Source organism: Sediminibacterium sp. KACHI17, from assembly GCF_040362915.1.
Classification (GTDB): domain Bacteria; phylum Bacteroidota; class Bacteroidia; order Chitinophagales; family Chitinophagaceae; genus Sediminibacterium.
On record NZ_AP029612.1, the window covers coordinates 1,397,761 to 1,420,421 of the forward strand.

Annotated in this window: 21 protein-coding genes; 8 read left to right on the forward strand and 13 right to left on the reverse strand. The window is 41.3% G+C overall.

Translation table 11 applies throughout. The features are described 5' to 3' along the window. Position 1: 1 nt before the first annotated feature. The 4 genes from ABXG83_RS06140 to mraZ all read right to left on the reverse strand — a co-directional run bounded on the left by ABXG83_RS06140 (position 2) and on the right by mraZ (position 4,096). The gene (locus ABXG83_RS06140) at positions 2 to 2,113 is read right to left on the reverse strand and encodes a penicillin-binding protein (protein ID WP_353550605.1); all 2,112 of its coding nucleotides are present in this window, start codon (positions 2,111 to 2,113) and stop codon (positions 2 to 4) included. 74 nt (positions 2,114 to 2,187) lie between these two features. Beyond that, positions 2,188 to 2,511, reverse strand: coding sequence for an FtsL-like putative cell division protein (locus ABXG83_RS06145; protein WP_178889032.1), 324 nt, complete (start codon positions 2,509 to 2,511; stop codon positions 2,188 to 2,190). 76 nt (positions 2,512 to 2,587) lie between these two features. After that, the gene (rsmH, locus tag ABXG83_RS06150) at positions 2,588 to 3,490 is read right to left on the reverse strand and encodes a 16S rRNA (cytosine(1402)-N(4))-methyltransferase RsmH (protein WP_353550606.1); all 903 of its coding nucleotides are present in this window, start codon (positions 3,488 to 3,490) and stop codon (positions 2,588 to 2,590) included. A gap of 156 nt (positions 3,491 to 3,646) precedes the next feature. Beyond that, positions 3,647 to 4,096, reverse strand: coding sequence for a division/cell wall cluster transcriptional repressor MraZ (gene mraZ, locus ABXG83_RS06155; protein WP_353550607.1), 450 nt, complete (start codon positions 4,094 to 4,096; stop codon positions 3,647 to 3,649). A 260-nt stretch (positions 4,097 to 4,356) separates the two neighbouring features. On the opposite strand from mraZ, the gene ABXG83_RS06160 reads away from it, so the two are divergent. Continuing rightward, on the forward strand, positions 4,357 to 4,752 hold the full coding sequence (locus ABXG83_RS06160) for a hypothetical protein (RefSeq protein WP_353550608.1): 396 nt from the start codon (positions 4,357 to 4,359) through the stop codon (positions 4,750 to 4,752). Positions 4,753 to 4,803: 51 nt separating this feature from the next. Next, positions 4,804 to 6,033 (forward strand): S-adenosylmethionine:tRNA ribosyltransferase-isomerase, encoded by a 1,230-nt coding sequence (locus ABXG83_RS06165; RefSeq protein WP_353550609.1) that lies wholly within the window; start codon positions 4,804 to 4,806, stop codon positions 6,031 to 6,033. Here ABXG83_RS06165 and ABXG83_RS06170 read toward each other — a convergent pair. Beyond that, complete coding sequence (locus ABXG83_RS06170) at positions 6,030 to 7,367, reverse strand: HAMP domain-containing sensor histidine kinase (RefSeq protein WP_353550610.1); 1,338 nt, start codon at positions 7,365 to 7,367, stop codon at positions 6,030 to 6,032. The two genes, ABXG83_RS06165 and ABXG83_RS06170, sit on opposite strands and share 4 nt — an antisense overlap. A gap of 119 nt (positions 7,368 to 7,486) precedes the next feature. Between ABXG83_RS06170 and ABXG83_RS06175 the strand changes: the two genes are divergently transcribed. After that, positions 7,487 to 8,038, forward strand: a complete 552-nt coding sequence (locus ABXG83_RS06175; protein ID WP_353550611.1) for a YqgE/AlgH family protein — start codon at positions 7,487 to 7,489, stop codon at positions 8,036 to 8,038. A gap of 82 nt (positions 8,039 to 8,120) precedes the next feature. Further along, positions 8,121 to 8,756 carry a PAS domain-containing protein gene (locus ABXG83_RS06180; protein ID WP_353550612.1) on the forward strand — a complete coding sequence of 212 codons (636 nt, stop codon included), beginning with the start codon at positions 8,121 to 8,123 and terminating at the stop codon, positions 8,754 to 8,756. Positions 8,757 to 8,805: 49 nt separating this feature from the next. Here ABXG83_RS06180 and atpC read toward each other — a convergent pair whose 3' ends face one another. After that, entirely contained in the window at positions 8,806 to 9,057 is a 252-nt protein-coding gene (gene atpC / locus ABXG83_RS06185) for an ATP synthase F1 subunit epsilon (protein ID WP_353550613.1), read from the reverse strand. A 20-nt stretch (positions 9,058 to 9,077) separates the two neighbouring features. Next, positions 9,078 to 10,580 (reverse strand): F0F1 ATP synthase subunit beta, encoded by a 1,503-nt coding sequence (gene atpD, locus ABXG83_RS06190; RefSeq protein ID WP_353550614.1) that lies wholly within the window; start codon positions 10,578 to 10,580, stop codon positions 9,078 to 9,080. A 333-nt stretch (positions 10,581 to 10,913) separates the two neighbouring features. Here atpD and ABXG83_RS06195 point away from each other — a divergent pair, with 333 nt between their 5' ends. Further along, positions 10,914 to 11,987, forward strand: a complete 1,074-nt coding sequence (locus tag ABXG83_RS06195; protein ID WP_353550615.1) for an AI-2E family transporter — start codon at positions 10,914 to 10,916, stop codon at positions 11,985 to 11,987. 100 nt (positions 11,988 to 12,087) lie between these two features. On the opposite strand, the gene ABXG83_RS06200 is transcribed toward ABXG83_RS06195, so the two are convergent. The 6 genes from ABXG83_RS06200 to dut all read right to left on the reverse strand — a co-directional run bounded on the left by ABXG83_RS06200 (position 12,088) and on the right by dut (position 19,147). Further along, entirely contained in the window at positions 12,088 to 12,795 is a 708-nt protein-coding gene (locus ABXG83_RS06200) for an MIP/aquaporin family protein (protein WP_353550616.1), read from the reverse strand. Between the two features lie 122 nt (positions 12,796 to 12,917). Further along, the gene (locus ABXG83_RS06205) at positions 12,918 to 14,429 is read right to left on the reverse strand and encodes a glycerol-3-phosphate dehydrogenase/oxidase (protein ID WP_353550617.1); all 1,512 of its coding nucleotides are present in this window, start codon (positions 14,427 to 14,429) and stop codon (positions 12,918 to 12,920) included. Between the two features lie 251 nt (positions 14,430 to 14,680). Continuing rightward, positions 14,681 to 16,168, reverse strand: coding sequence for a glycerol kinase GlpK (gene glpK, locus ABXG83_RS06210; protein WP_353550618.1), 1,488 nt, complete (start codon positions 16,166 to 16,168; stop codon positions 14,681 to 14,683). A 114-nt stretch (positions 16,169 to 16,282) separates the two neighbouring features. Further along, positions 16,283 to 17,629, reverse strand: a complete 1,347-nt coding sequence (locus tag ABXG83_RS06215) for a peptidoglycan DD-metalloendopeptidase family protein (protein ID WP_353550619.1) — start codon at positions 17,627 to 17,629, stop codon at positions 16,283 to 16,285. Between the two features lie 63 nt (positions 17,630 to 17,692). Then, positions 17,693 to 18,577, reverse strand: coding sequence for a DUF4292 domain-containing protein (locus ABXG83_RS06220; RefSeq protein WP_353550620.1), 885 nt, complete (start codon positions 18,575 to 18,577; stop codon positions 17,693 to 17,695). Between the two features lie 123 nt (positions 18,578 to 18,700). Further along, on the reverse strand, positions 18,701 to 19,147 hold the full coding sequence (dut, locus tag ABXG83_RS06225) for a dUTP diphosphatase (RefSeq protein ID WP_353550621.1): 447 nt from the start codon (positions 19,145 to 19,147) through the stop codon (positions 18,701 to 18,703). A gap of 284 nt (positions 19,148 to 19,431) precedes the next feature. On the opposite strand from dut, the gene ABXG83_RS06230 reads away from it, so the two are divergent. From ABXG83_RS06230 to ABXG83_RS06240, 3 genes are all read left to right on the forward strand, one after another. Beyond that, complete coding sequence (locus ABXG83_RS06230; protein ID WP_353550622.1) at positions 19,432 to 20,244, forward strand: methyltransferase domain-containing protein; 813 nt, start codon at positions 19,432 to 19,434, stop codon at positions 20,242 to 20,244. Between the two features lie 343 nt (positions 20,245 to 20,587). Next, on the forward strand, positions 20,588 to 21,280 hold the full coding sequence (locus ABXG83_RS06235; protein WP_353550623.1) for a hypothetical protein: 693 nt from the start codon (positions 20,588 to 20,590) through the stop codon (positions 21,278 to 21,280). Positions 21,281 to 21,325: 45 nt separating this feature from the next. Continuing rightward, positions 21,326 to 22,552, forward strand: coding sequence for an oligosaccharide flippase family protein (locus ABXG83_RS06240; protein ID WP_353550624.1), 1,227 nt, complete (start codon positions 21,326 to 21,328; stop codon positions 22,550 to 22,552). Positions 22,553 to 22,661 lie beyond the last annotated feature (109 nt).

The window sequence follows — 22,661 nt, forward strand, 5'->3', positions numbered from 1 at the left end:
TTTAATTAAGCGCAATATTCACAAGTTGTCCTTTTGCAATTTGTTGACCGGGTAATATGGACTGAGCCACTACTTTTCCTTTTCCTTGCACCTGCACTTTCAGTCCCAGATTCTCACACAGGTAAACCACATCTTTCAATCCCATTCCTTTTAACTGAGGCATGGCTTTATCCGTCATTGACTTCGATTGAATAGTAACAACACTGTTATTTCCTGTTACAGCAACCCATTCATCTACTCTGCGAGATGAATCTCTGAATGGGATACTGAGTTTTTGTGTAACAGTAGTGACATCGGGTTTAAAACCTGCATACATGAAATAGCTGCTATCCAATTTTGCTTTTTGCTTCGCTATATTTCCCACGCGCACATATGTGCTGAATAATCTGTCAGCGATCTCTTTGAATACAGGACCTGCAACAGAACCACCATAGTATACAGCTGCATGTGGTTTATTCTTGATCACAACTATACAAGTGTATTGGGGGTCATTCGCGGGGAAATATCCTGCGAAAGAAGATTGATAGATCTTATCAGCATAACCTCTGTTACCATTGGCCACAAGTGCTGTCCCTGTTTTACCTGCAACAGGATATGGAGAACCTTTGAATAATGCAGCAGCTGTTCCGGATATACATACACCTTCCAAACATTCTCTCAATTGCTTTAATGTTTCATCACTGCAGATCTTTTCATCAACCACGGTTGGAGCAAAGGTTTTTTGAAGAACACCTTCTTCCTTGATCGCTGACACCAAATATGGCTTCATCATCTTACCATTATTTGCAACAGCATTGTAGAGCGATAATGTTTGTAATGGACTCACAGCCAGATTGTAACCGAATGCCATCCATGGCAAGGTTGTAGGCCCCCATAGTTTATGTCCGGGCTTGAAAATGGTAGGATTGCGCTCACCGGTAAGATCGATACCTGTCAGTGTATCCATTCTCATTTTCTTGAGATGTGCAATGAAGCGTGATGGATTAGAAGCATAATAAGCAGAAGCAAGCTTGGCCATACCCACATTGGAACTTAACTCAAATGCTTGTTTTACAGTCACTACATTTCTTCCATGTTTCTCACTGTCATATACTACTTGTCCGGCCGTTCTCCAAGTACCCCCTTCAAGATCAACACCCTGATTTAAGTTGATCTTTTTATCTTCCAATAAAGCCATCATGGTAGCCAATTTGAAAGTTGAACCGGGTTCTGATGGACTAATAGCATAATTAAAATCTTCCCAATAATTTCCTTCGCCTCTTTTGCCCAGGTTAGCAATCGCTTTGATCTTACCTGTCTTTGTTTCCATAACGATCGCTGTACCGAATTCAGCTTCGTTCTTGATCATCATTTTCATCAATGCATTTTCAGTGACTTCCTGAATGAATACATCGATCGTACTTACAATATCTTTACCGGTCTCAGGTTCTATTTCATAAGTATCAGCATCAACAGGAACATGAACACCACCTGCAATAGATCGAACCAATTGTTTTCCATTTCTTCCTTTTAAAATGCTGTCATAGGTTTTTTCCAATCCTACTTTATTCTCATCCCTTGCTAAGCCAATCGTTCTAAAAGCCAGCATTTTATAAGGATTCAGGCGAATGGTTTTTTCATTAGCGATCATACCGCTCTTGTATCTGCCCAAACGAAAGAGTGGAAACTTTCTTAACTGCTCATACTCACGAAAGGATATTTTCTTCTTCAGTAAGAAATAAGCATCATTGTTTTTATAGCCTTGTTTCAATAAGGATTTATAGTCTTCTTTAGACTGATCTTTAAAGAGATCTGATAAATAATAACTGAGAGAGTCCAGATTTTCACGAAACAACAATCCGTTTTTTGCACGAAGAGACTCTACTCTAAAGTCCATGTAGATATCGAACTGAGGAATACTGGTACTAAGCATTTGTCCATCTTCACTGTAGATGGTACCGCGTTCTGCTTCTATTTCATCGATACGCTGATGAAGACTATCGCTCATGCTTCTCCAATAGCCACCTTCTACTTGCTGAATGTATACTGCCTTACCAAAAATGGCGATACAAACAGCAACCACCAGTATATAACTGAGGTATACACGCCAGAGTATGTCGCGTTTTACTTCCAAGGTAGGGTACGGTTTTTTATAAATCAGTCAATCCAAAAAGCCTAATTCACATGCCACTTTTCACCTTTCACTACTTACTTCTCACTCTTCAATCTCACCGGTGTCTCTTTAATCACTTTCAATCCTAAAGGTTCTGTTGCCTTGATCACTTGCTGTTCTTCACTCTTAAACATCACTTCACTCTTCAACGTCTTATATTCATACTGCAGTTCTTTCAACTGCTTTGTTGTATTATTAATATTCCTGATCGTTCTATCTGCCATATGTCCATTAGCGATATAGAGAACCGCCAAAAAAGATAGAAAAAGAAAAAACGGAATGTTCTTCAGTATCCATTGATAGTTGAATAAACCTTTCAATGGATTCTTTTGCGTTTGTATTTTTTCTGATTCAGACATTTTTTCAGTTGACAGATGCAAGTTGATAGTTGACAAAAATCCTTTCACTATTCACTATTGACTACTCACTACTCACTTATACTTTTTCCGCCACTCTCAGCTTTGCACTTCTGCTTCTTGTATTTTGTTTCAACTCTTCAGCTGTTGCTGTAATAGGTTTCTTTGTGATCACTTTCAACACTTGCTCTTTCACAACAGGCAACAGAGGATTATCAAGTGTTTCGTCGAAACTCCCCTGCCGGAAAAAGTTCTTTACCAGCCTGTCTTCTATAGAATGGAAAGTGATGATGGCAACGCGGCCACCTGTTTTAAGTACAGCAGGAACCTGCTGCAGCATTTCTTTCAATGCCCCCATTTCGTCGTTCACTTCCATACGAAGCGCCTGGAATACCTGAGCCAAGTACTTGTTCGGATTTCCTTTCACCACGGGGCTAATCAATGCCTTGAACTGTTCGATGGTTTGGACCTGGATATGATTGCGTTGCTGAACAATTTGCCTAGCTAGTGTTTTTGAATTACTAACCTCTCCATACTGTTCAAACAATTTGTGCAATTGTTGTTCTGTATATCCTTTCACAATGTCTGCAGCACTCAGTGATTGGCGTCTATCCATCCGCATATCCAGCGGACCGGAAAAACGGATCGAGAAACCGCGGTCACCTTCATCAAATTGATGACTGCTTACACCGAGATCTGCGAGAATACCATCTACAGCCTGAACTTCATGTAAACGAAGAAAGCGTTGCAGGTGACGAAAGTTTTGTGGTACAAAGACCACGCGACCATCATCCGGAATATTTTGTTGCGCATCCGCATCCTGATCAAAGGCAAAGAGTTTACCTTTTTCATTCAGCTGCTCCAATATCCCCCTGCTATGTCCACCACCACCGAAAGTGCAATCCACATATACACCGTCTGGCTTAATAGACAAACCTTCCAGCGTTTCATGATAGAGGACAGGAATGTGATAATTCGTCAATTTGAAAAGTTTAGTATTTTATAATTTGCCTTTCCTTCGTGGGGATGACAATATTCTTTCCCGAATTGACCAGAAGAAAAAGATGAGCGACGATTGAGCGGTCGAAAATGAATCTCACAATGCTTTTCATTTTCAAATGTTCAAGTTGCATCATTCTCAAATTTTGTCTGTCATCACTTCCTGCGCCAGGCTACTGAAAGCTTCTGGTGAGAAATCCTCAAAGAGCTGTTTGTACTTACCGGCATCCCAGATTTCGAAACGATCCAATGCGGCAGCAAGGATGATATCCTTACCTAACCCGGCAAACTCCTTCAGCGAAGCAGGCAACAGCATACGACCGGCATTATCCAGTTCTATTTCTGTAGCACCACCCAAAAACTGACGGCGGAATTGACGTACTTTGGGGTCGAAATCATTCAATTGGCTGATCTTAGCAATGATTATTTCCCAACTTTTCAATGGATATAACGTGAGACATTTTTCGAAACCACGGCTGAGTATGAAACGGCTCTCCCCTTCAGGCAACTGTTTTTTCAGTCCGCCCGGAAGCAGGAAACGCCCTTTCGCGTCAACTGTAGCTTCGTATTCTCCGTGAAATCCGGTCATTGGTGAATAAATATTTTTAAGATTACCACTTGTTGACACAAAATAACACTTTTTCCCACTTTTAAATCAAATTTGGGAGGACTCTATTTATCCACAAATAAAAAATCGCTGTAATGCAATAGAGCATTGAATTACAGCCGACTGGAACAAAAACATATGTGAATGAAATGTGGATTCGTGTGAATAGCGAGTGGAAAACCGACCAGAACCCCTAACAGGCTTACATTTCATTGAAAATCAAGAGTTAAAGAATTCTACCCATGAGCACTACCGGCTATTCAGGAAAACCGATCTGGCAAAAACTGGGTATTTTGCCTCAAACCCGTATCCGGCTTGTATCTGCTCCTCAAGACTATGAACAAATGATCGGGTTATCGGTCCATAAACAGGTGGTAAAAAGTGGGGAAGCAGATCTGACCCATTGCTTTATCACCACCCTTACAGAACTGGAATCGGTATTCCTGAATCTGACGCATCAAACAGCCCCGGGTGGATGTATCTGGATCTCTTGGTATAAAAAATCAGCCGGTATTCCCACAGACGTAACCGAAGATGCGATCCGATCAATCGTACTGCCTACCGGTTGGGTTGATGTAAAAGTTTGTACCGTGAGTGAACAATGGAGCGGATTGAAGATCATGAAAAGAAAGAAATGAGCTGTTTACAGCAAGCTTCCGCATTAACTTTGCCGCTCTTGAATCATTGCTATGCATCCTAAAGACTTGTCGATACAAGATTTCAGTTACGACCTACCCGATGAACGCATCGCACGTTATCCTGTTGCAGAAAGAGATCTCAGTAAATTATTGATCTATAAAGATGCAAACATCACTACAGATGTGTATCGTTCATTACCCGATATTCTTCCTGCTGACACATTACTGATCTTCAACAATACAAAAGTTGTAGAAGCCCGTTTATATTTTCATAAGCCCACAGGAGGTGCTATTGAAATATTTTGCCTGGAGCCTGATGATCGCTATGCAGATGTTACCAGCGCTATGATGCAGAAACAACAAGTCTATTGGAAATGCCTGATAGGTGGAGCAAAAAAATGGAAAGAAGGTCCCCTATCCTTGTCATTTACCTGGAATGATCAAGCAGTAAAAGTATCTGCTGAAAAAATAGGAATGGTTCAAGATGCTTTTATCATTTTATTTCATTGGGATGAAGCTGATCTTTCATTTGCGGATATCTTACACCATGCGGGCAATCTTCCACTACCTCCATATATGGATCGTGATGCAGAAGATGCAGATAAAGAACGATATCAAACTGTTTATGCCAAACATGACGGTTCTGTAGCGGCTCCCACTGCAGGATTACATTTCACAGAATCATTGCTCACAGAACTGGCGAAGAAAAATATCCATACCGAATTTGTTACACTGCATGTTGGTGCAGGAACATTTAAACCTGTGAAAGCTGCGGTCATGCAGGATCATGAAATGCATGCTGAGTATATTGATGTGAGTGTTGAATCGATTCAGAAGATCAGGCAGTCTTTACCTTATAACATCATAACAGTAGGCACTACTTCCTTGAGAACAGTGGAGAGCTTATACTGGCTGGGGAAAAAAATAATCGATCATCCTACTATTGATATGAATGATCTCTATGTAGATCAGTGGGATGCTTATAACAACAAGGAAGTACTTCCTTCTGCAGATATGGCTTTACAAGCACTGGAAAACTATTTGCTTGAAAAGAAACTACACCGATTGGTTACCAAAACAAGGATCATCATTGCACCGGGTTATTCTTTCCAGATCATGAAGGCATTGATCACTAACTTTCATCAACCACAATCCACTCTATTACTCTTAGTGGCTGCTATTACCGGAGATGATTGGAGAACGATCTATCAATATGCGCTTGATCACGATTTCAGATTCTTGAGTTATGGAGATGGTTCCTTACTGTGGAATCGTAACTAGCTTTGAACTGTTTTCGCCAAAGACATTTCGACCGTAAAAGTGGTTCCTTTTCCAAGCGTACTATCGACCTTGATCTTTCCTTTATGTGCATCGATCACTGTCTTCACATAACTCATACCCAATCCAAATCCTTTTACGTTGTGTAAGTTACCCGTATGCGCGCGATAGAATTTTTCGAAGATCCTTTTGATAGATTCTTTGGTCATACCAATGCCATTATCCTCCACACGGATGACGATATGTTTGGCGGTACTATGCGTGGTGATACGGATCAATGGTGCGTCTTTTGAATATTTGATAGCATTATCAACCAGATTGGATACCATGTTGGTGAAATGCACTTCATCAGCTTCGATCACATCATTGGCGGCATTCAGATGAAGTTCTACCATCCCCTGTTTATCCTGTAGCTGTAATTGATGATTATCCAGCGCATGTTGTACCACATCATGCACATGCAGCTTTGTCAAATTCAATTTCAACTCCTGCTTCTCCATCAATGCAGCCTGAAGAATGGTTTCCACATGTTTGTTCATGCGAATATTTTCTTCCTTGATGATGCCGCTGAAATATTTCATCTTCTCCTGATCCGATTGCACTTTTTCATTTCGAATAGCATCTACAGCCAATGATATCGTTGCTAAAGGTGTTTTGAATTCATGCGTCATATTATTGATGAAATCACTTTTGATCTCACTCAATTTTTTCTGATTCAATAGTGATCGTATCGTCACATAGAAAGCTGCAATAATGATCAACATAAATAAAACGGCGCCGGCAAATACCCACTTCAGTGATGCCCATGCCTGCCTCTGAAAATCAGGAACCACTACCACCAAATATTCAGTAGCACTCAATCCTTCAAAATCTGATGCACTAGCCGGAACAATCGGCAGGTAAATTCTTTTATTTAAAACAGTGTCCCAATACTCTGATGAAAACTTCTTGGTAGACATCTCTATCTCTTCCGTTGGACCAATCACTGCAAATTCAAATTTGATCTCTCGCAATCCTACAGCATCAAACTCCTCCTTCACCATTTTATGTACATCCTGAAAACTAAACCGTTGATCAATGGTCGGCGGTTTGAGAATATGCAAGTGAAAATCAGGATTGAAAGTAAGTCCACCCCGTTTAGGCAATCGCAAGCGCTGAGAGGCCGGCGCATTATTGGTAAGTTTAGCTGTTACATTAGAAGCTGCTTCATAGGCTTTGTTGAGTAACTCCGTATTACGTATTTCAAACAAATTATTCAGCCATGAACTTTGTATGATGAAAAGTCCAAGTAGCGAGAGCGTGATCAGTATGACAATAACGGGGAAAGTTCGCTTCATTCTCACAAATATAATGGTCTGTACGAGCTAATGATAAACCCAGACCGATGATTTATATCCATTTTAACGATGGGTATCCCCTTCTTGTAAGATCGAGCAGATTCCCTTAACTTTTCAGTATGGTACCATTAGAATCAGGAATTTTACTGATATCAGATCCTTTTCTGAAAGATCCTAACTTTCTGAGAACGGTCGTATTTCTCTGCGAACATCAGGATGAAGGAAGTTTTGGTTTTGTAGTGAACAAACCTATCGGACTTACATTGCAAGATGTTGTTGCTGATGCAGAAGGTTTATTGATTCCCCTCTCCGAAGGCGGACCCGTACAAAAGGATACGCTTCATTTTTTACACCGACGTCCTGACCTGATCGAAGGAGGGGTTGAAGTAACAGACCATATATTCTGGAGCGGTGATTTCACACAAACATTAGCCTTATTACATAGTGGTGAGTTGACATCAACAGATATCCGATTCTTTATTGGGTACAGTGGATGGGGGGAATCTCAATTAAAACAAGAAATTGATGACAAAAGCTGGATCACCAGGCACGCAAAAAGAGAGCTTATTTTTCATCAGAATATCCAAGCGATCTGGAAAGAATCACTCACTGATTTAGGGGGTGAATACCAACAAATGGTGAATTATCCTATTGATCCTCAATTGAATTAGAGGGATTAAAAAAACCTTAAAAAACCTTTTAAAAAATGTAATCCCTTTTATTAAGGTTAATTTAATATTTCAATACCCCAAATTGAACCCTCAAAAACCCGATATCCATCGTTTCTTTTTTTCAGAAGCCGAAAGACTTTTATTAGCCTCCCACCTGTTAAATTTTGGTGTTTGGGAATTTGAATTCAGCACCTCCCGATTGATATGGGATAATAAGATGTACGAGATCTATGGTGTTCCTAAAGACGATTTCTTTCACACGATCGAGGATTTTCGAAAAAGGGTTCATCCGGAAGACCTACCCGGGGCCGATGAAGCCATGCAAAACATTGTGTATGCAACTGAGCCTTTATTCGCTCAGTTCAGGATCATCAGACCTAATGGAGAGATCAGAACCATCAAAGGAAACGTTACATGTATCAGAGATGGGGCTGGTCAACCTGTAAGATTGATTGGAATCAATCATGATATAAGTGAACAACAGATCATTGAAGAGAAAATTAAAGACCAAAATGCAAAGCTCAAAAAGATTGCATGGATGCAATCTCATGAGATAAGAAAACCGCTGGCGAATATTATTGGATTATTGGGTCTATGCAATCACTACGAAATGAATGATCAACAAAAAGAGCTTTTGCAGTATTTGAATGAGTCAGCTTCAGAATTAGATGCGATTGTAAAAACAATTATTGATAGAACTCAGGAAAGTAATGCATAAAAAAGGTCCATACAAATGCATGGACCTTTTCATGAATCAGTTGTAGGATTTATAAAGGATTTGCACCCTCAACCAATACCGTTACTTTATTATTCAACACTTCCACAAACCCGCTTTGGATACTATACATTTCATTATTGCTTTTGTCTTTCAGGATCTTTACATTTCCTTTTCCTAAAGCACTAACCAATGGAGCGTGTTGATCCAGCACTTCAAACAAACCGGTGATACCGGGCAGTTGAATACCATAAACCTCTCCGCTGTACAATTTCTTTTCCGGTGTTAATATTTCGAGTGTCATAGCAATTTCTAATTGATTGATTATCCTTTCGCTGCTTCCAACAGTTTCTTACCTTTTTCGATGGCATCTTCTAATGTACCTACCAGGTTGAAGGCTGCTTCAGGGTATTCATCTACTTCTCCGTCCATAATGGCGTTGAAACCACGGATGGTATCTTCGATGCTTACGAATACACCTTTCAGACCGGTAAACTGTTCAGCTACGTGGAAAGGCTGACTCAAGAAACGCTGTACTTTACGTGCGCGCTGTACGGTCATTTTATCTTCTTCGCTCAATTCATCCATACCCAGGATCGCAATGATATCCTGCAATTCCTTGTAACGCTGAAGGATCAACTTCACACGGTTAGCAGTTTCATAATGTGCTTCACCAACGATCGCAGGAGTCAGGATACGTGAAGTAGAATCCAATGGATCCACCGCAGGATAGATACCTAAGTCAGCGATCTTACGGCTTAATACCGTAGTAGCATCCAAGTGAGCGAAGGTAGTTGCAGGAGCAGGGTCAGTCAAGTCATCCGCAGGTACATATACCGCCTGTACAGAGGTAATAGAACCATTTTTGGTTGAAGTGATACGCTCTTGCATCAATCCCATCTCAGTAGCCAGTGTTGGCTGATAACCTACCGCTGAAGGCATACGACCTAACAACGCTGATACCTCAGAACCTGCCTGTGTGAAACGGAAGATATTATCTACGAAGAACAGGATATCCTTTCCTTTACCGGTACCATCTCCATCACGGAAATATTCAGCGATGGTCAGACCAGACAAAGCCACACGTGCACGTGCACCCGGTGGTTCATTCATTTGTCCGAATACGAAAGTAGCTTTTGAATCTTTCAATCCTTCCATATCCACTTTACTCAGATCCCATCCACCTTCTTCCATGCTGTGTTTGAAACCATCACCATATTTCATGATACCAGCTTCGATCATTTCACGCAACAGATCATTTCCTTCACGAGTACGCTCACCCACACCTGCGAATACAGACAAACCACCATATCCTTTTGCGATATTGTTGATCAGCTCCTGGATCAATACGGTTTTTCCTACACCCGCACCACCAAACAGACCGATCTTACCACCTTTTGCATAAGGCTCGATCAGATCGATTACTTTGATACCTGTGAACAGTACTTCTGTAGCCGTACTCAGGTTTTCAAACAGTGGTGGTTTATTATGGATAGGACGACCATTTGCTTTGCTAGGCTGAGGCAGACCGTCAATAGCGTCACCGGTTACATTGAACAAGCGACCATTGATCGCATCGCCGGTTGGCATAGCGATCGCTTTACCAGTGTCTACCACATCCATACCACGTACCAGACCTTCAGTACCGTCCATCGCAATGGTACGTACACTGTCTTCACCCAAGTGCTGCTGCACTTCGAGAACCAGTTTTTCACCGCTTTCTTTAGAAATCTCAAGCGCGTTGTAGATTTCAGGCAATGTTTTATCAGGAAAATGAACGTCAACCACCGCACCGATGATCTGTTTGATCTTACCTTTTGTAGCCATATCAGGAGATATAATTAGGTTTAAAAATGCCCTTTTCAGGGTTCGGAAAACAGCCTTTCCGATTTGGCGGCAAAGGTAAGGGGATGAAGGTTAAAAAATGGCAATTCCGGCAAGTAAATTTTACCCAAGCGAATACAAGGTGCTGGGTACTAGGTACTGGGTAGTAGAGAATCTGTTGTACGTCTGAAATACCAAGCGCTTTTCAACATAGATTCAGGTATAGACTTAACGAAGCCAGCCACATCTAATCCCCAAACCTAGTACCTAGTACCTAGCACCCAAAACCTATCCCATCACCTAGTACCTATCAACCATATCCCCTAAATTTATCCCATGGAACACCTCCAAGACCATAAAGTCAACAGATATATTTTTTTGGGTGCCATTTTGGTATTGGCCATTTTCCTGTTGTATAGCCTGATGGCTTTTTTTACAGCTTTCCTGGGGGCGATCATGTTTTATGTGTTGAGTAAATCACCTGTTGAATGGCTGGTAAGCAGGTGCAACTGGCGAAGATCCTGGGCGGCTTTATTGGTGATCATTACCTCATTTTTTATCATTCTAGTACCGATCTCCTTGCTGGGTGCCATGATGTATCAGAAAATATCCCTGATCGCAGTCAACTTTACTGCAGTTGCCGAACCCTTATCACATATCGATGAACTGCTTCAGGAAAAGTTCCACTTTACTTTATTGTCTGATAAAAACATCGCTCAACTACAAACCCTAGTCACCAACTTTGTTTCTTCAGCATTGAACCAGGGACTGAATCTTTTCAGTGCCATCATTATGATGTACTTCTTTCTGTACTTCATGATCACCAATGCCGGAAAAATGGAAGCCGCCATTGTTTTCTATCTGCCTTTTAAACGTAGTCAGATCGCCATGTTTGGTGCAGAATTGCGTGCCCAAACAATAAGTAATGCAGTGGGCGTTCCGCTGATAGCTGTTGTTCAGGGTATTGTAGCCTATATCGCATTTTTGATCACAGGTATGAATGAGCCGGGCTTCTGGGCCGTTGTCTCCGGATTTGCCTCTGTCATCCCGATCGTGGGAACCGGTCTCGTATGGGTACCTGCCGGTATCTATATATTGGTGATCGGACAAACCTGGCAGGGAGTTTTTTTACTCATCTGGGGATCGGTGATATTGAGTAGTATGGATAATGTCGTTCGCTTCTTATTAGCTAAGAAAATGGCCGATGTACATCCTATTGTAACTGTACTCGGCGTCATCATTGGTTTACACTACTTCGGAATCACAGGACTGATATTCGGTCCGCTATTGATCTCTTATTTTATCATCCTGCTAAGGATCTATTATCAGGAATACCAACCCCAAAAGAAACCCCGAAAGAAAACCCACACGCAGACCTTTAATTTGCCGTTTTTAGGGAAAAGAAAGTGAGGTTAGTCGATAGACCATAGACCATGGTCCATAGTAGACCATTGACTATGGACCATGGACCATGGTCTATGGTCTATGGTCTATGGTCTATCGACTAACATTAAAATATCGCTTCCCAAACCACTGCGGCCAATATCCCTCCAATGATAGGTCCTGCTACGGGTATCCAGCTGTAAGACCAATCACTACCGCCTTTATTTTTGATCGGAAGAATTGCGTGCATGATGCGTGGACCTAAATCTCTCGCCGGATTGATCGCCCAACCGGTTGGACCACCCAAACCCAATCCAACACATAATACCAATAAAGCCACCGGCAAAGCGTCCAACGCTCCCATTGAATGGGCAGGCTTTACGATAAATAGGATACCTATCATGAATACAAGGGTCGCAAGTGTTTCCGTAAGTAAATTCTGAAAGGGACTACGAATAGAAGGACCGGTACTGAATACTGCCAGTTTTGTTGCGGCATCATCTGCTTCATCCAAATGTTGTCGATAGATCAACCATACCAATAAAGCGCCTGTCATGGCACCTGATAATTGCGCTAACAAATAAACAGGAACATCCTGCCATGGAAAATTACCCAGCCATGCCAATGCGATCGTAACGGCTGGATTCAAATGTCCACCACTATAAGGTGCTGTTGCATACACAGCCACAAAAACGGCGAGTCCCCATCCGAAACAAATAGAGATCAGTCCACCGCCGTTGCCTTTGGTTTTGGGGAGAATTACATTAGCCACTACCCCATCTCCTAACACGATGAGTAATGCAGTTCCTAAAAATTCAGATAAAAAGTTGGTCATACAATTGAATATAATTTAGTATCTCTTTTTTGTCAGAGCGAACTAGTGCCCTATTTGAACTTGGTCACTTATTCTTTCATCCTTCCGTGTTCCTTGCTCCTTGCTTCTTGTTTCTTTTCTTCCTAAAGATATCCTTCTGCGAGTTCAGTAAAATCATTTTTTTGTTGGATCACCCATGCTTCTGATTCATTCAATTCACGCTGCATAAATACAACCACTTTCTCTAAGCAATCCAATGCTGCATGTGCATCTAAAAATAAAAGTCGGGTTCTTCTGGCCAATACATCTTCCACAGTGATTGCCATTTCATGTCGTACAGCATAAGCAATATCTACAAATCGGTAAGCGCAACCCGGATATAAGGGTGCTGCCAATCCCGGATCTTCTTGCACCATTTTTTCTTTTTTCTGCTGCACAGATAATGGATCACCGATCGGTAGATCTTTAGTGATGCACAAACGTTTGTCTAACTTAGAAATAAATACCGCATTATCTACTGCATCTTGTGCCATTTTACGATAGGTCGTCCATTTACCACCGGTAATGGTCACCAAACCACTGGCTGATACTACAATGGTGTGATCGCGTGATAACAAAGCAGTACTGGTTCCTTCTTTTGAACGCACCAAAGGACGTAATCCTGCAAATACACTTTTGATAACTTCTCGATGAATCTGTGGAGATACGTATCGGTTGATATGTTCCAGGATATAGTCCACTTCTTCTTCCAGCACCAATGGTTCAGCTGTGATTTCATCAACAGGTGTATCGGTTGTACCGATCACCACTTTATCATGCCATGGTACGGCAAATAAAACACGCTTATCATCTGTTTTGGGAATCATGAGTGCATGTGTACCCGGAAAATGATTGGCGTCTACAACAAGATGTACGCCCTGTGATGGGTCTACCATATTGGTTGCAGCAGGATCATCCATTTTCAAAATGGCATCCGTAAAAACACCTGTCGCATTCACGACTGATCTCGCTTTTATCTCGAGTGTTTCTCCTTCTTTTACCAACTGAACAGTAAGTCCTTTTATTTTTTTCTTCTCTTTGATCAGACCGGTCACTGTACAATAATTCAATATTGTAGCGCCATGTAAAACTGCTGTCGCAGCAAGATCGATACACAACCTGCTGTCATCAAATTGTCCATCATAGTATAGAATACCACCTTTGATCTTTTCCGGATTCAATGCAGGTAATAATGCAATAGTTTCTTTTGCAGATAATAATTTGGTTTGTCCGAGAGATAGTTTTCCTGATAACAGATCATACAAACGAAGTCCAATACCATAGTACCATTTCTGCCACCATTTTCTCACAGGGATCACAAAGGGTTGCACTGAAGTGAGATGCGGTGCATTCTTGAGTAACCAACCTCTTTCGCGCAATGCTTCTTTTACAAGTTTGATATTACCATGTTCTAAATAACGTACACCCCCATGTACCAATTTAGTAGAGCGACTAGAAGTGCCTTTTCCAAAATCATATTGCTCAATCAACAACGTTTTATATCCGCGTGATGCTGCATCTACAGCTGTACCTAATCCGGTTGCACCACCTCCAATGATCACCATATCCCAGGTTAGATCTTCTCTTAATTGTTGCAGTTGTGTGGATCGGTTCATGGTGTTAGGTGTTGTTGGGTGCTGGGTGTTGGGTGCTAGGTGCTGGGTGCTAGGTACTAGGTTTTAGGTTATAGATGTTAAGTGCTATTAAACTGAACTGATCAAATATTATTGTAATTTTATACGCTAAAAAGTTACCCAGTACCCAGTACCCAGTACCCAGTACCCAGTACCCAGTACCCAGTACCCAGTACCCAGTACCCAGTACCCAGTACCCAGTACCCAGTACCCAGTACCCAGCACCCAGCACCCTAAGTATCAAACTCAGCCGCCCCCACCGCTCTTTTCCATCCTTTGGATAACTGTTGTCTTTGATCGTCTGAAATTTGAGGCGTAAATGTTCGATCCATTTGCCATTGTTGCTGGATATCTTCTGTGCTTTTCCAATATCCTACTGCGAGTCCGGCCAGATATGCGGCTCCAAGGGCTGTTGTCTCTGTCACGATCGGACGAACCACTTTAGCATTCAACAAATCACTTTGAAATTGCATCAGCAAATTGTTGGTCGTAGCACCGCCATCGACCCTTAATTCTTTGATGGTGATTCCTGCATCAGCTTCCATGGCTTTTAATACATCCATGGTTTGATAAGCGATACTATCCAATGAAGCGCGTGCTATGTGCCCTGCAGTTGTTCCTCTGGTAATACCTGTGATCGTTCCTCTTGCATGCTGATTCCAATAAGGAGCACCCAAACCTGCAAATGCAGGTACGATGTATACACCTTCACTGTCTTTAACTGTAGCTGCTAATGTTTCTACTTCTTTGGATGAACGAATGATCTTCAGTCCATCACGCAACCACTGAACCACCGCGCCAGCAATAAAAACACTGCCTTCTAACGCATACTGTGTAACACCATTGATCTTCCAGGCAATCGTAGTTAATAAATGATTTTGAGAACGCACTGCTTTTTCTCCGGTATTCATGAGCATGAAACAACCGGTACCATAGGTATTTTTAACCATGCCCGGTTGTGTACACAGTTGTCCGAATAATGCAGCCTGTTGATCTCCTGCAATACCCGCTATCGGAATATTGTGCGCAGTCAGAATATTTTGTGTATGCCCATATACTTCACTGCTACTTTTTACTTCAGGCAATACGGTACTGGGAATATTGAATAGTTGTAAAAGTTCTTCATCCCATGTCAAAGAATGAATATTGAATAACATGGTTCTGGATGCATTGGATACATCGGTCACATGAACTTTTCCATTAGTGAGTTTCCATACCAACCAGCTGTCAATGGTACCAAAACAGAGTTCGCCTTTTTCAGCTTTGGCCCTTGCACCATCTACATGATCCAGGATCCATTTCAATTTAGTGGCTGAAAAATAAGCGTCAATGATCAATCCGGTTTTTGATTGTATCATGGCTGCATGTCCAGCCGCTTTGAGTTCATCACAGTATGCAGCGGTTCTTCTGTCTTGCCATACAATGGCATGAAAAATAGGCATCCCTGTTTGTCTATCCCAAACAACGGTCGTCTCACGCTGATTGGTGATGCCGATCGCAGCAATTTGTTGAATGGTGAGACCGGCCTTTGTGACCGCTTCTGCTGCAACACCCAATTGGGTACTCCATATTTCGTTGGCATCATGTTCTACCCATCCGGGCTGCGGAAAAATTTGTTTAAATTCTTTCTGCGCCACAGCACAGATCGTACCGGCATGATCAAATACAATGGCCCTACTACTGGTGGTACCTTGGTCAAAGGAGAGGATGTATTGTTGCATGCTGTAAGATAAGAAAAGAGAGAAATAGGAAATAAGAAACATGGAACAAGAAACAGAGAAAATACGATTCACTTTCTCTGTTTCTTATTTCCTATTCCTTATTTCTCTGTTTATTTATCTTCTCGGTTTCAACCAAACTTCAGGATTCATGGGAGCTGCTTTTTCATTGCTGATCATGAAAATAATGGCGCCTTCTCCGTCAATACTTTTACCGGATCTTCCGAGCAGAGAGCCTGCTTTGACTTGTTGTCCTACAGAAACAGAGATCGTAGAAAGTTGATTATAGGAAGTGAAATATTTTCCATGTCGTACAAATACTGCAAGGTCTCCATTGATCTCACCAACATACACTACTTCACCATCAGCCACACTTTTCACGGCAGATCCTTCCGGTAATGCGATCTGTATACCATCACTTTTCTGCGTGAGCTTGGTGCCCGGAACAGTAGAAATACCAAATGGCACATACACATTACCACGATCAACAGGCCATGGTAGTCGACCTTTGTTTTGTTCAAACTGAATAGAAGTTTCTCTTCCTTCAGGGGTTGATTCCAGCGCAGAGTAAGGTCTGTCTGCCACCGGCTTGTTCTCCAATGGCTCACTGATAGCACCACTCTTGGTGATATTGCTATTGGAAGCAGTATTGTTTTTAGGAGCAGCTTCTCCCGGTTTCGTAGTATTGGCAGCAGCTCTTTTAGCATCTTCTGCTGCTTTTAGTTTTGCACGTCTGGCAGCTTCTTCCGCTTCTCTTCGAATAATGGCAGTAACTGCTTGCTGCATTTTCTGACGCTGTCTTTCTTTGTTCTGTATCTGAGTAGATAATTCTTTTTCTTTTCCTTTCAACTGAGCCACCACCTGATCCTGTGCTTTTTTATCTTCTTGTAAGACTTTTAACTGCTCACTTTGTTTGGTAAGTGTGGTAATACGCTCTTTCTTATTATTACTCAGCAAATCGATCTTTTCTTTCAGCAATTGCTCAGACTGCATAATAGCTTCAGCCTGTGTTTCACGATTACGGCGATAGCTTTTCAGGTAAGTGATCCTTTTGATGGCGTCATTGAAACTTCTGGAGGAGAAAATAAAATTCAGGTATTCATAACTGCTCCTGTTCTTGTAAGCAAAGACAATGCTCTTGGCATATTTTACACGCAAAGTATCCAACTCTCTTCTTAGACGATAGATATCACGCTCATTCAAAAAGATGGTATTATCCAGATCCCGTATTTGACGATTGATGGAATTAACCAACTGTTCACGCATCGCTACTTTGCGTTTGATGATGGCTAACTGACTCAAAGAAAGTTTTTTCGTTTTCTGGGTTTGTGATAGCAGGTTATTGAGCTCCGCTAATTCTTTTTTCAGGTCTTGTTCCTGCTTTTGCAGTTCCTCGCGGGTTTGGGCATGTACCGCAATTCCGATGAAGCAAATCAGGAAAAAGGAGAAAAAAGATTTCAGCATGATCAATGGGTTTAATCCGCCAACACGGAAAGTTTGTTTGATAACGAAAAATTGAAGGGTAAATTACTTACGCTTATAGTTTTTTGGCAACTCGAAGTTGTATTTTAACGGATCATTTAACGTAAACTCTTTAAAATCAAGGTAAATATCCAATTTTGCCTTCTCTGCCATGGATATTTTGCGATTGGTTGCAAACATATAATCACCCAAAGGCTGATAACCGCCAAACGTAATATCACAAGTGCGATTACGCTGTACATCTATATCATCCAGTTTACTGTATAGAACGCGATTATCATTTTTATCAAGATTGATGAGGTGTTTGAACAGCTCTCCTACCATAACCACCAATAATTGGGTATTACTATTTTTATAGGATACCAGGTTCTTACTCATGAAAATGGGATTACCAATGAGCAAGTCCTGAACGGTAGCAAAATCAAAAGGTATTTCCGTTACTTCCTGCAGATAATTGATCGAGCGATTCATGATATATTTCTCACCCACTTTACGAACCAATGTCACACTGTCTTTATTGATCTTCACCTGCAGTCCTTCCGCGGATATACCCAGGAATGAACCCTTCACACGAATGATGATAACACTGTCTTTGCGCATACTCAGATAAACCGTGTAATTATCTTTATTCTCCGCGCCTTCATAATCAACTTTGATCTTGGCATTAAAAGTTTGGAAGTCGATCTTATTCTGAATCACTTTTCCCATGATATCAGCAACAATAGCGGCTGAATCCACCACCGGTGTTTCTTTGATCACCACTACCTGAGCCGTATCTTTCTTTGTGATCGCCTCCTGAATGGCTTCTACTTTCTTAACCGTTTTGCAGGAGAAGAGGAAGAGAACAGCTGCAAGCTGCAAGCTAAAAGCCACAAGCGTTTTGTTACACACTACGAGCTGCGAGCTGCAAGCTGCAAGCTTTTTGAGCATGCGTAAACTATTTGAATATATCCCTACCAAAATGATCATTTTTAATAGTAAAAAAATATCCCATCACCCATCTATCACCCAATACCCAGCACCCAGTACCCGATCACCCGATCACCCAATCCCCTAAACCCCCGTACTCCCAAACCCCCCACTTCCTCTTTCGGTATCATTCAGTTCATCGGTCAAGTCCCATTCAATTTGTTCTACTTTTTGTAAAACCATTTGAGCGATTCTGTCACCGGGCTGTATGACCTGCGCTTCCGCTGAAAGATTGATCAGGATCACTTTGATCTCACCGCGATAATCCGCATCAATGGTACCCGGCGTATTCAAACAGGTGATTCCTTGTTTGATGGCCAATCCGCTTCGTGGGCGGATCTGGATCTCATATCCTATCGGAATAGCTACAAAAATACCGGTAGGTACCAATAGGCGCTCAGAAGGCTGTATAGTGATGGGTTGCTCTAAATAAGCCCTGATATCAACACCTGACGACCCGGATGTTGCATAACCAGGTAAAGGATTATTCGACTTATTGACAATACTAACCCGTATAGGCTGAACTGACATAGGCGCAAAACTACTAAATGTGGGGGAATGTGAATGGTGAATTGTGAATGGTCAATAGTCCATGGTCGATGGTCCATAGTAAGGATAACATCAAAACTCATTTCTCACACTCACTACTCACTACTCACTAAATACCACAAGTCTCTTACCCACCCACAACCAACATCCTGATATCCCAATTACCTAATCACCCGATCCCCCGATTACCCAATCACCCAATCACCCGATCCCCAGTTTCTTATTCCTATCCCTATCTTTGAAACTCATAAATCGGAGTCAGCTACATGCAGCAGGTTGAAGAAGCATTATTACAAGTCGAGAAGATCGTACTTTCATCAGGTATTGAAAATGATATCATTTATTTCAACTACCATAAAAAACGCTTTCATAAAATGGGGGAAACCGTAAGTCGAATGGTACCTCCCGGTAGTAGCGTACTCGATATTGGCAGTCATTACCTGCACTCTTCATTGCTTTTACAATTGCTGGGATATAAGGTTGTTTCGATGGACGTGAGTGAGTTCTGGGAATTGGACTATATCCGCCAAAGAGCAGCCGATCATCAACTGACACCGGTGATAGAAAATCAATTGGAGCATCTAGGATCCTTAAGCGAAGAAAAGGACCAATATGATCTGATCTTATTTACAGAGATCTTCGAGCACATTACATTCAATCCGATCGCTTTCTGGAAAAGAATACATACCCTGATTAAAAATAAGGGTAAGATCTATATCACCACCCCCAATGCCATTACACTATATGCGATCGTGAAAACACTATTCAATCTGATCACATTCAGGGGAATTGGAATGGATGTAAAAGCCATTTTCCCAACAGTCACCTATGGTCATCATTGGAAAGAATATTCCACCAGCGAGATCAAATCTTATTTCAACATGTTGAATGATGGATTACATCTGGATATTCAAAAGTTTCAATACAAACCCACTGAAACTGCACATCATTGGAAGTCATCACTTAGAATATTACTTACCAAAATGAGCAATGCTATCCCTTTTTTCAGAGAAGCGATGGAAGTGGTGGTTACGGTTGATAAATCGTATCCCTGGAAAATCAATCCACCTAAGTATTAGCTTGAACGAGTGATCTGAAAGAACGATCCATCTCCAATATTGTAAGAAAAAGGCTTTGAGCTACGAGCTACCGGCTGTGAGTCATAATCATTGCAAGTGTATTCCTATTGATTTTTAAGGGATTCTCTGACGAATGAAGCGTTGCCTTACTTCGCTTCAATGAAATAACCTACGCCTCCAAACAGTCGTTCTATTTGATCCTGTACATCCAAGCTATAAAGGCTCAGAGCTCGCGCTCAAAGCTCATAGCAGTTTTACTCCGCTATTGAATACAATTACCGCTAAGTATCAACAGCCAGAATTTTATACATCTACACTGGAAACCACCTACTTTTGTTATCATATGGCAATAAAAAGCATATACAAGGTAAAAAAGCAGGTAGGCAGATGGCTATTCATCATATGCGTTTGTTGGATTCCTTTTCTGAGTGGATGTTTTAAAAACCTGCCAGTAAAAAATGTGGTGTATCAAAATGACTTCGACAGAGACTCTGCAAGTGGTTTTGTGTTTTACAACATTTTTGGAAGAGTGGATTCCACTAAAATCACTTCCTATCTAGACAATAACCGTGTGTTGGGCAGATTCAATAGCGTATTGGCGCAACTAAAATTGGATTCCTTACCAGAACACAATATTTTAAAAGTTGAATTCGATCTCTACATTCATGATAAATGGGATGGGAATCTTATCCCCTCCGGCTCTACATTACCCGATCTCTGGAAAATGACCATCAATGGAATGATCGTTCACCTCACCACATTTTCAAATGGTGTTCACCCACAGTCTTTTCCCAATGATTATGGTACAACGGTCATCAATAACCCGCCATTGAGTAATTCCTGGGGTACTTTACCCGGAGTATGTGCAAATGCAGGTAATAAAAATGGAACCACGCATTATAAGATCGAATATACAACAGGACATACAGGTGGATTGGTACTTGAACTCAGTGATGTATTGCAACCTTTCAACAGTCTCTGTCAGAAAAGTTGGTCGATCGATAATCTGAGAATATTAGCTTCCATGTATCAATAACGACTGACCCGGAAAATGCCTTTTCAAAAGATATACCTGTCACTTGTGAACAACCGGTCGGCAATTCAAAATTTTGCTAACCTTAGTTTTTTACAAGCAGCCAATGTACTGGCTCAGATTCTACTGATCCCGATCATTGCACACAAAGCCGGGCTGATTGAATTTGGTCAGATCATGGTGGCAGCATCCTATGCAGCAATGGTATCTATTCTGATCAATTATGGCAGTAACCAATCAGGTGTAAAAGATGTGGCACTGCATCGTGCTGATCGTTCTTTATTATCGCAAACCTTTTATAGTATTTACTATACCAGGGGCCTGCTTTTATTACTCTCCTTTTTGCTATTATCAGTGATCTTCTTTGTTTCTCCAAGTCACTACCGACATTTTCTTTCAGCCAATACCATTATTCTCGCTGAAATGTTGAATCCCTTTTTCTTCTTTGTGGGCATGCAACAATTGTTTTTATACAATTTGAGCAATCTCATAGCCAAAATCATTTCAGCACTGCTCATTCTATTCTTTATCACCAGTAGTAAGGAGGGTATCTGGGTGAATTTTCTGATCGGTATTCCGAGTATCCTAGCCAATCTTTTTCTGATGCTACATATCATCAGAAAATATCAGCTTTTCCATTTTATGGTATCATTCCGCGAGCTAAAAAAATATGTACGAACCAACTTTTACCTGACAGGAAACAATGCCTGTGTTCAGTTACAGCAATCGTATTTTCTTTTTGTGGTATCAAGTATGGGCGATGGTATGATACTGGCCGCTTATTCACTTACCGATAAGATCATTTGGTCATTCCGTATGCTCATCATTTCTTTTTTCAATACCATCTACCCCAGGGCTGCCTTACGATACCAGCAATCTCCGGATGCATGGAAACAAATGAAAAGAAAACTGAGTTATCTGATCAGCATCCTATTTTTAGCTGTAGCATTGGTTTTATTTTTTTTCCCGGATACCATCATCCATATCGTTTCTCCTGAATCAAATGCAATGGCTACCGTGTATTTGCGATATGTGGCATTGGTTCCATTGATAGCGGCATTAAACTCACTGAATGTAGCCGATCTCTTGATCAAACAACAATACAAATACATTTTCATCATTGCCGTTTTACTGCTGTTCATAGCCATCTTATTTGCACAAATACTGATCAGCCTGCAGCAACCGGGACTGTTTGGATTATATCTGCTGGTGATTGAATGTAGTAGTATCCCTTTGTACCTGTATTTCATACGGAAAACCAACCAACTTTACTGACTTTTTTAGCTGGCACTTATCACTTACTTTTGAACGAAGCAGTTACTTAAAATATATTGAATGCGTTTTCAATCTTTTGAACATTTATTGATTTGTCCGGAATGCGGTT

What these genes read in the sequence shown, in the direction of transcription:
- ABXG83_RS06145 (WP_178889032.1), bottom strand. Translation starts at nt 2,511, where the DNA reads ATGTCTGAATCAGAAAAAATACAAACGCAAAAGAATCCATTGAAAGGT.
- mraZ (WP_353550607.1), bottom strand. Translation starts at nt 4,096, where the DNA reads ATGACCGGATTTCACGGAGAATACGAAGCTACAGTTGACGCGAAAGGG.
- ABXG83_RS06160 (WP_353550608.1), top strand. Translation starts at nt 4,357, where the DNA reads ATGAGCACTACCGGCTATTCAGGAAAACCGATCTGGCAAAAACTGGGT.
- ABXG83_RS06165 (WP_353550609.1), top strand. Translation starts at nt 4,804, where the DNA reads ATGCATCCTAAAGACTTGTCGATACAAGATTTCAGTTACGACCTACCC.
- ABXG83_RS06170 (WP_353550610.1), bottom strand. Translation starts at nt 7,367, where the DNA reads ATGAAGCGAACTTTCCCCGTTATTGTCATACTGATCACGCTCTCGCTA.
- ABXG83_RS06175 (WP_353550611.1), top strand. Translation starts at nt 7,487, where the DNA reads ATGGTACCATTAGAATCAGGAATTTTACTGATATCAGATCCTTTTCTG.
- atpC (WP_353550613.1), bottom strand. Translation starts at nt 9,057, where the DNA reads ATGACACTCGAAATATTAACACCGGAAAAGAAATTGTACAGCGGAGAG.
- atpD (WP_353550614.1), bottom strand. Translation starts at nt 10,580, where the DNA reads ATGGCTACAAAAGGTAAGATCAAACAGATCATCGGTGCGGTGGTTGAC.
- ABXG83_RS06195 (WP_353550615.1), top strand. Translation starts at nt 10,914, where the DNA reads ATGGAACACCTCCAAGACCATAAAGTCAACAGATATATTTTTTTGGGT.
- ABXG83_RS06200 (WP_353550616.1), bottom strand. Translation starts at nt 12,795, where the DNA reads ATGACCAACTTTTTATCTGAATTTTTAGGAACTGCATTACTCATCGTG.
- ABXG83_RS06205 (WP_353550617.1), bottom strand. Translation starts at nt 14,429, where the DNA reads ATGAACCGATCCACACAACTGCAACAATTAAGAGAAGATCTAACCTGG.
- glpK (WP_353550618.1), bottom strand. Translation starts at nt 16,168, where the DNA reads ATGCAACAATACATCCTCTCCTTTGACCAAGGTACCACCAGTAGTAGG.
- ABXG83_RS06215 (WP_353550619.1), bottom strand. Translation starts at nt 17,629, where the DNA reads ATGCTGAAATCTTTTTTCTCCTTTTTCCTGATTTGCTTCATCGGAATT.
- ABXG83_RS06220 (WP_353550620.1), bottom strand. Translation starts at nt 18,577, where the DNA reads ATGCTCAAAAAGCTTGCAGCTTGCAGCTCGCAGCTCGTAGTGTGTAAC.
- dut (WP_353550621.1), bottom strand. Translation starts at nt 19,147, where the DNA reads ATGTCAGTTCAGCCTATACGGGTTAGTATTGTCAATAAGTCGAATAAT.
- ABXG83_RS06230 (WP_353550622.1), top strand. Translation starts at nt 19,432, where the DNA reads ATGCAGCAGGTTGAAGAAGCATTATTACAAGTCGAGAAGATCGTACTT.
- ABXG83_RS06235 (WP_353550623.1), top strand. Translation starts at nt 20,588, where the DNA reads ATGGCAATAAAAAGCATATACAAGGTAAAAAAGCAGGTAGGCAGATGG.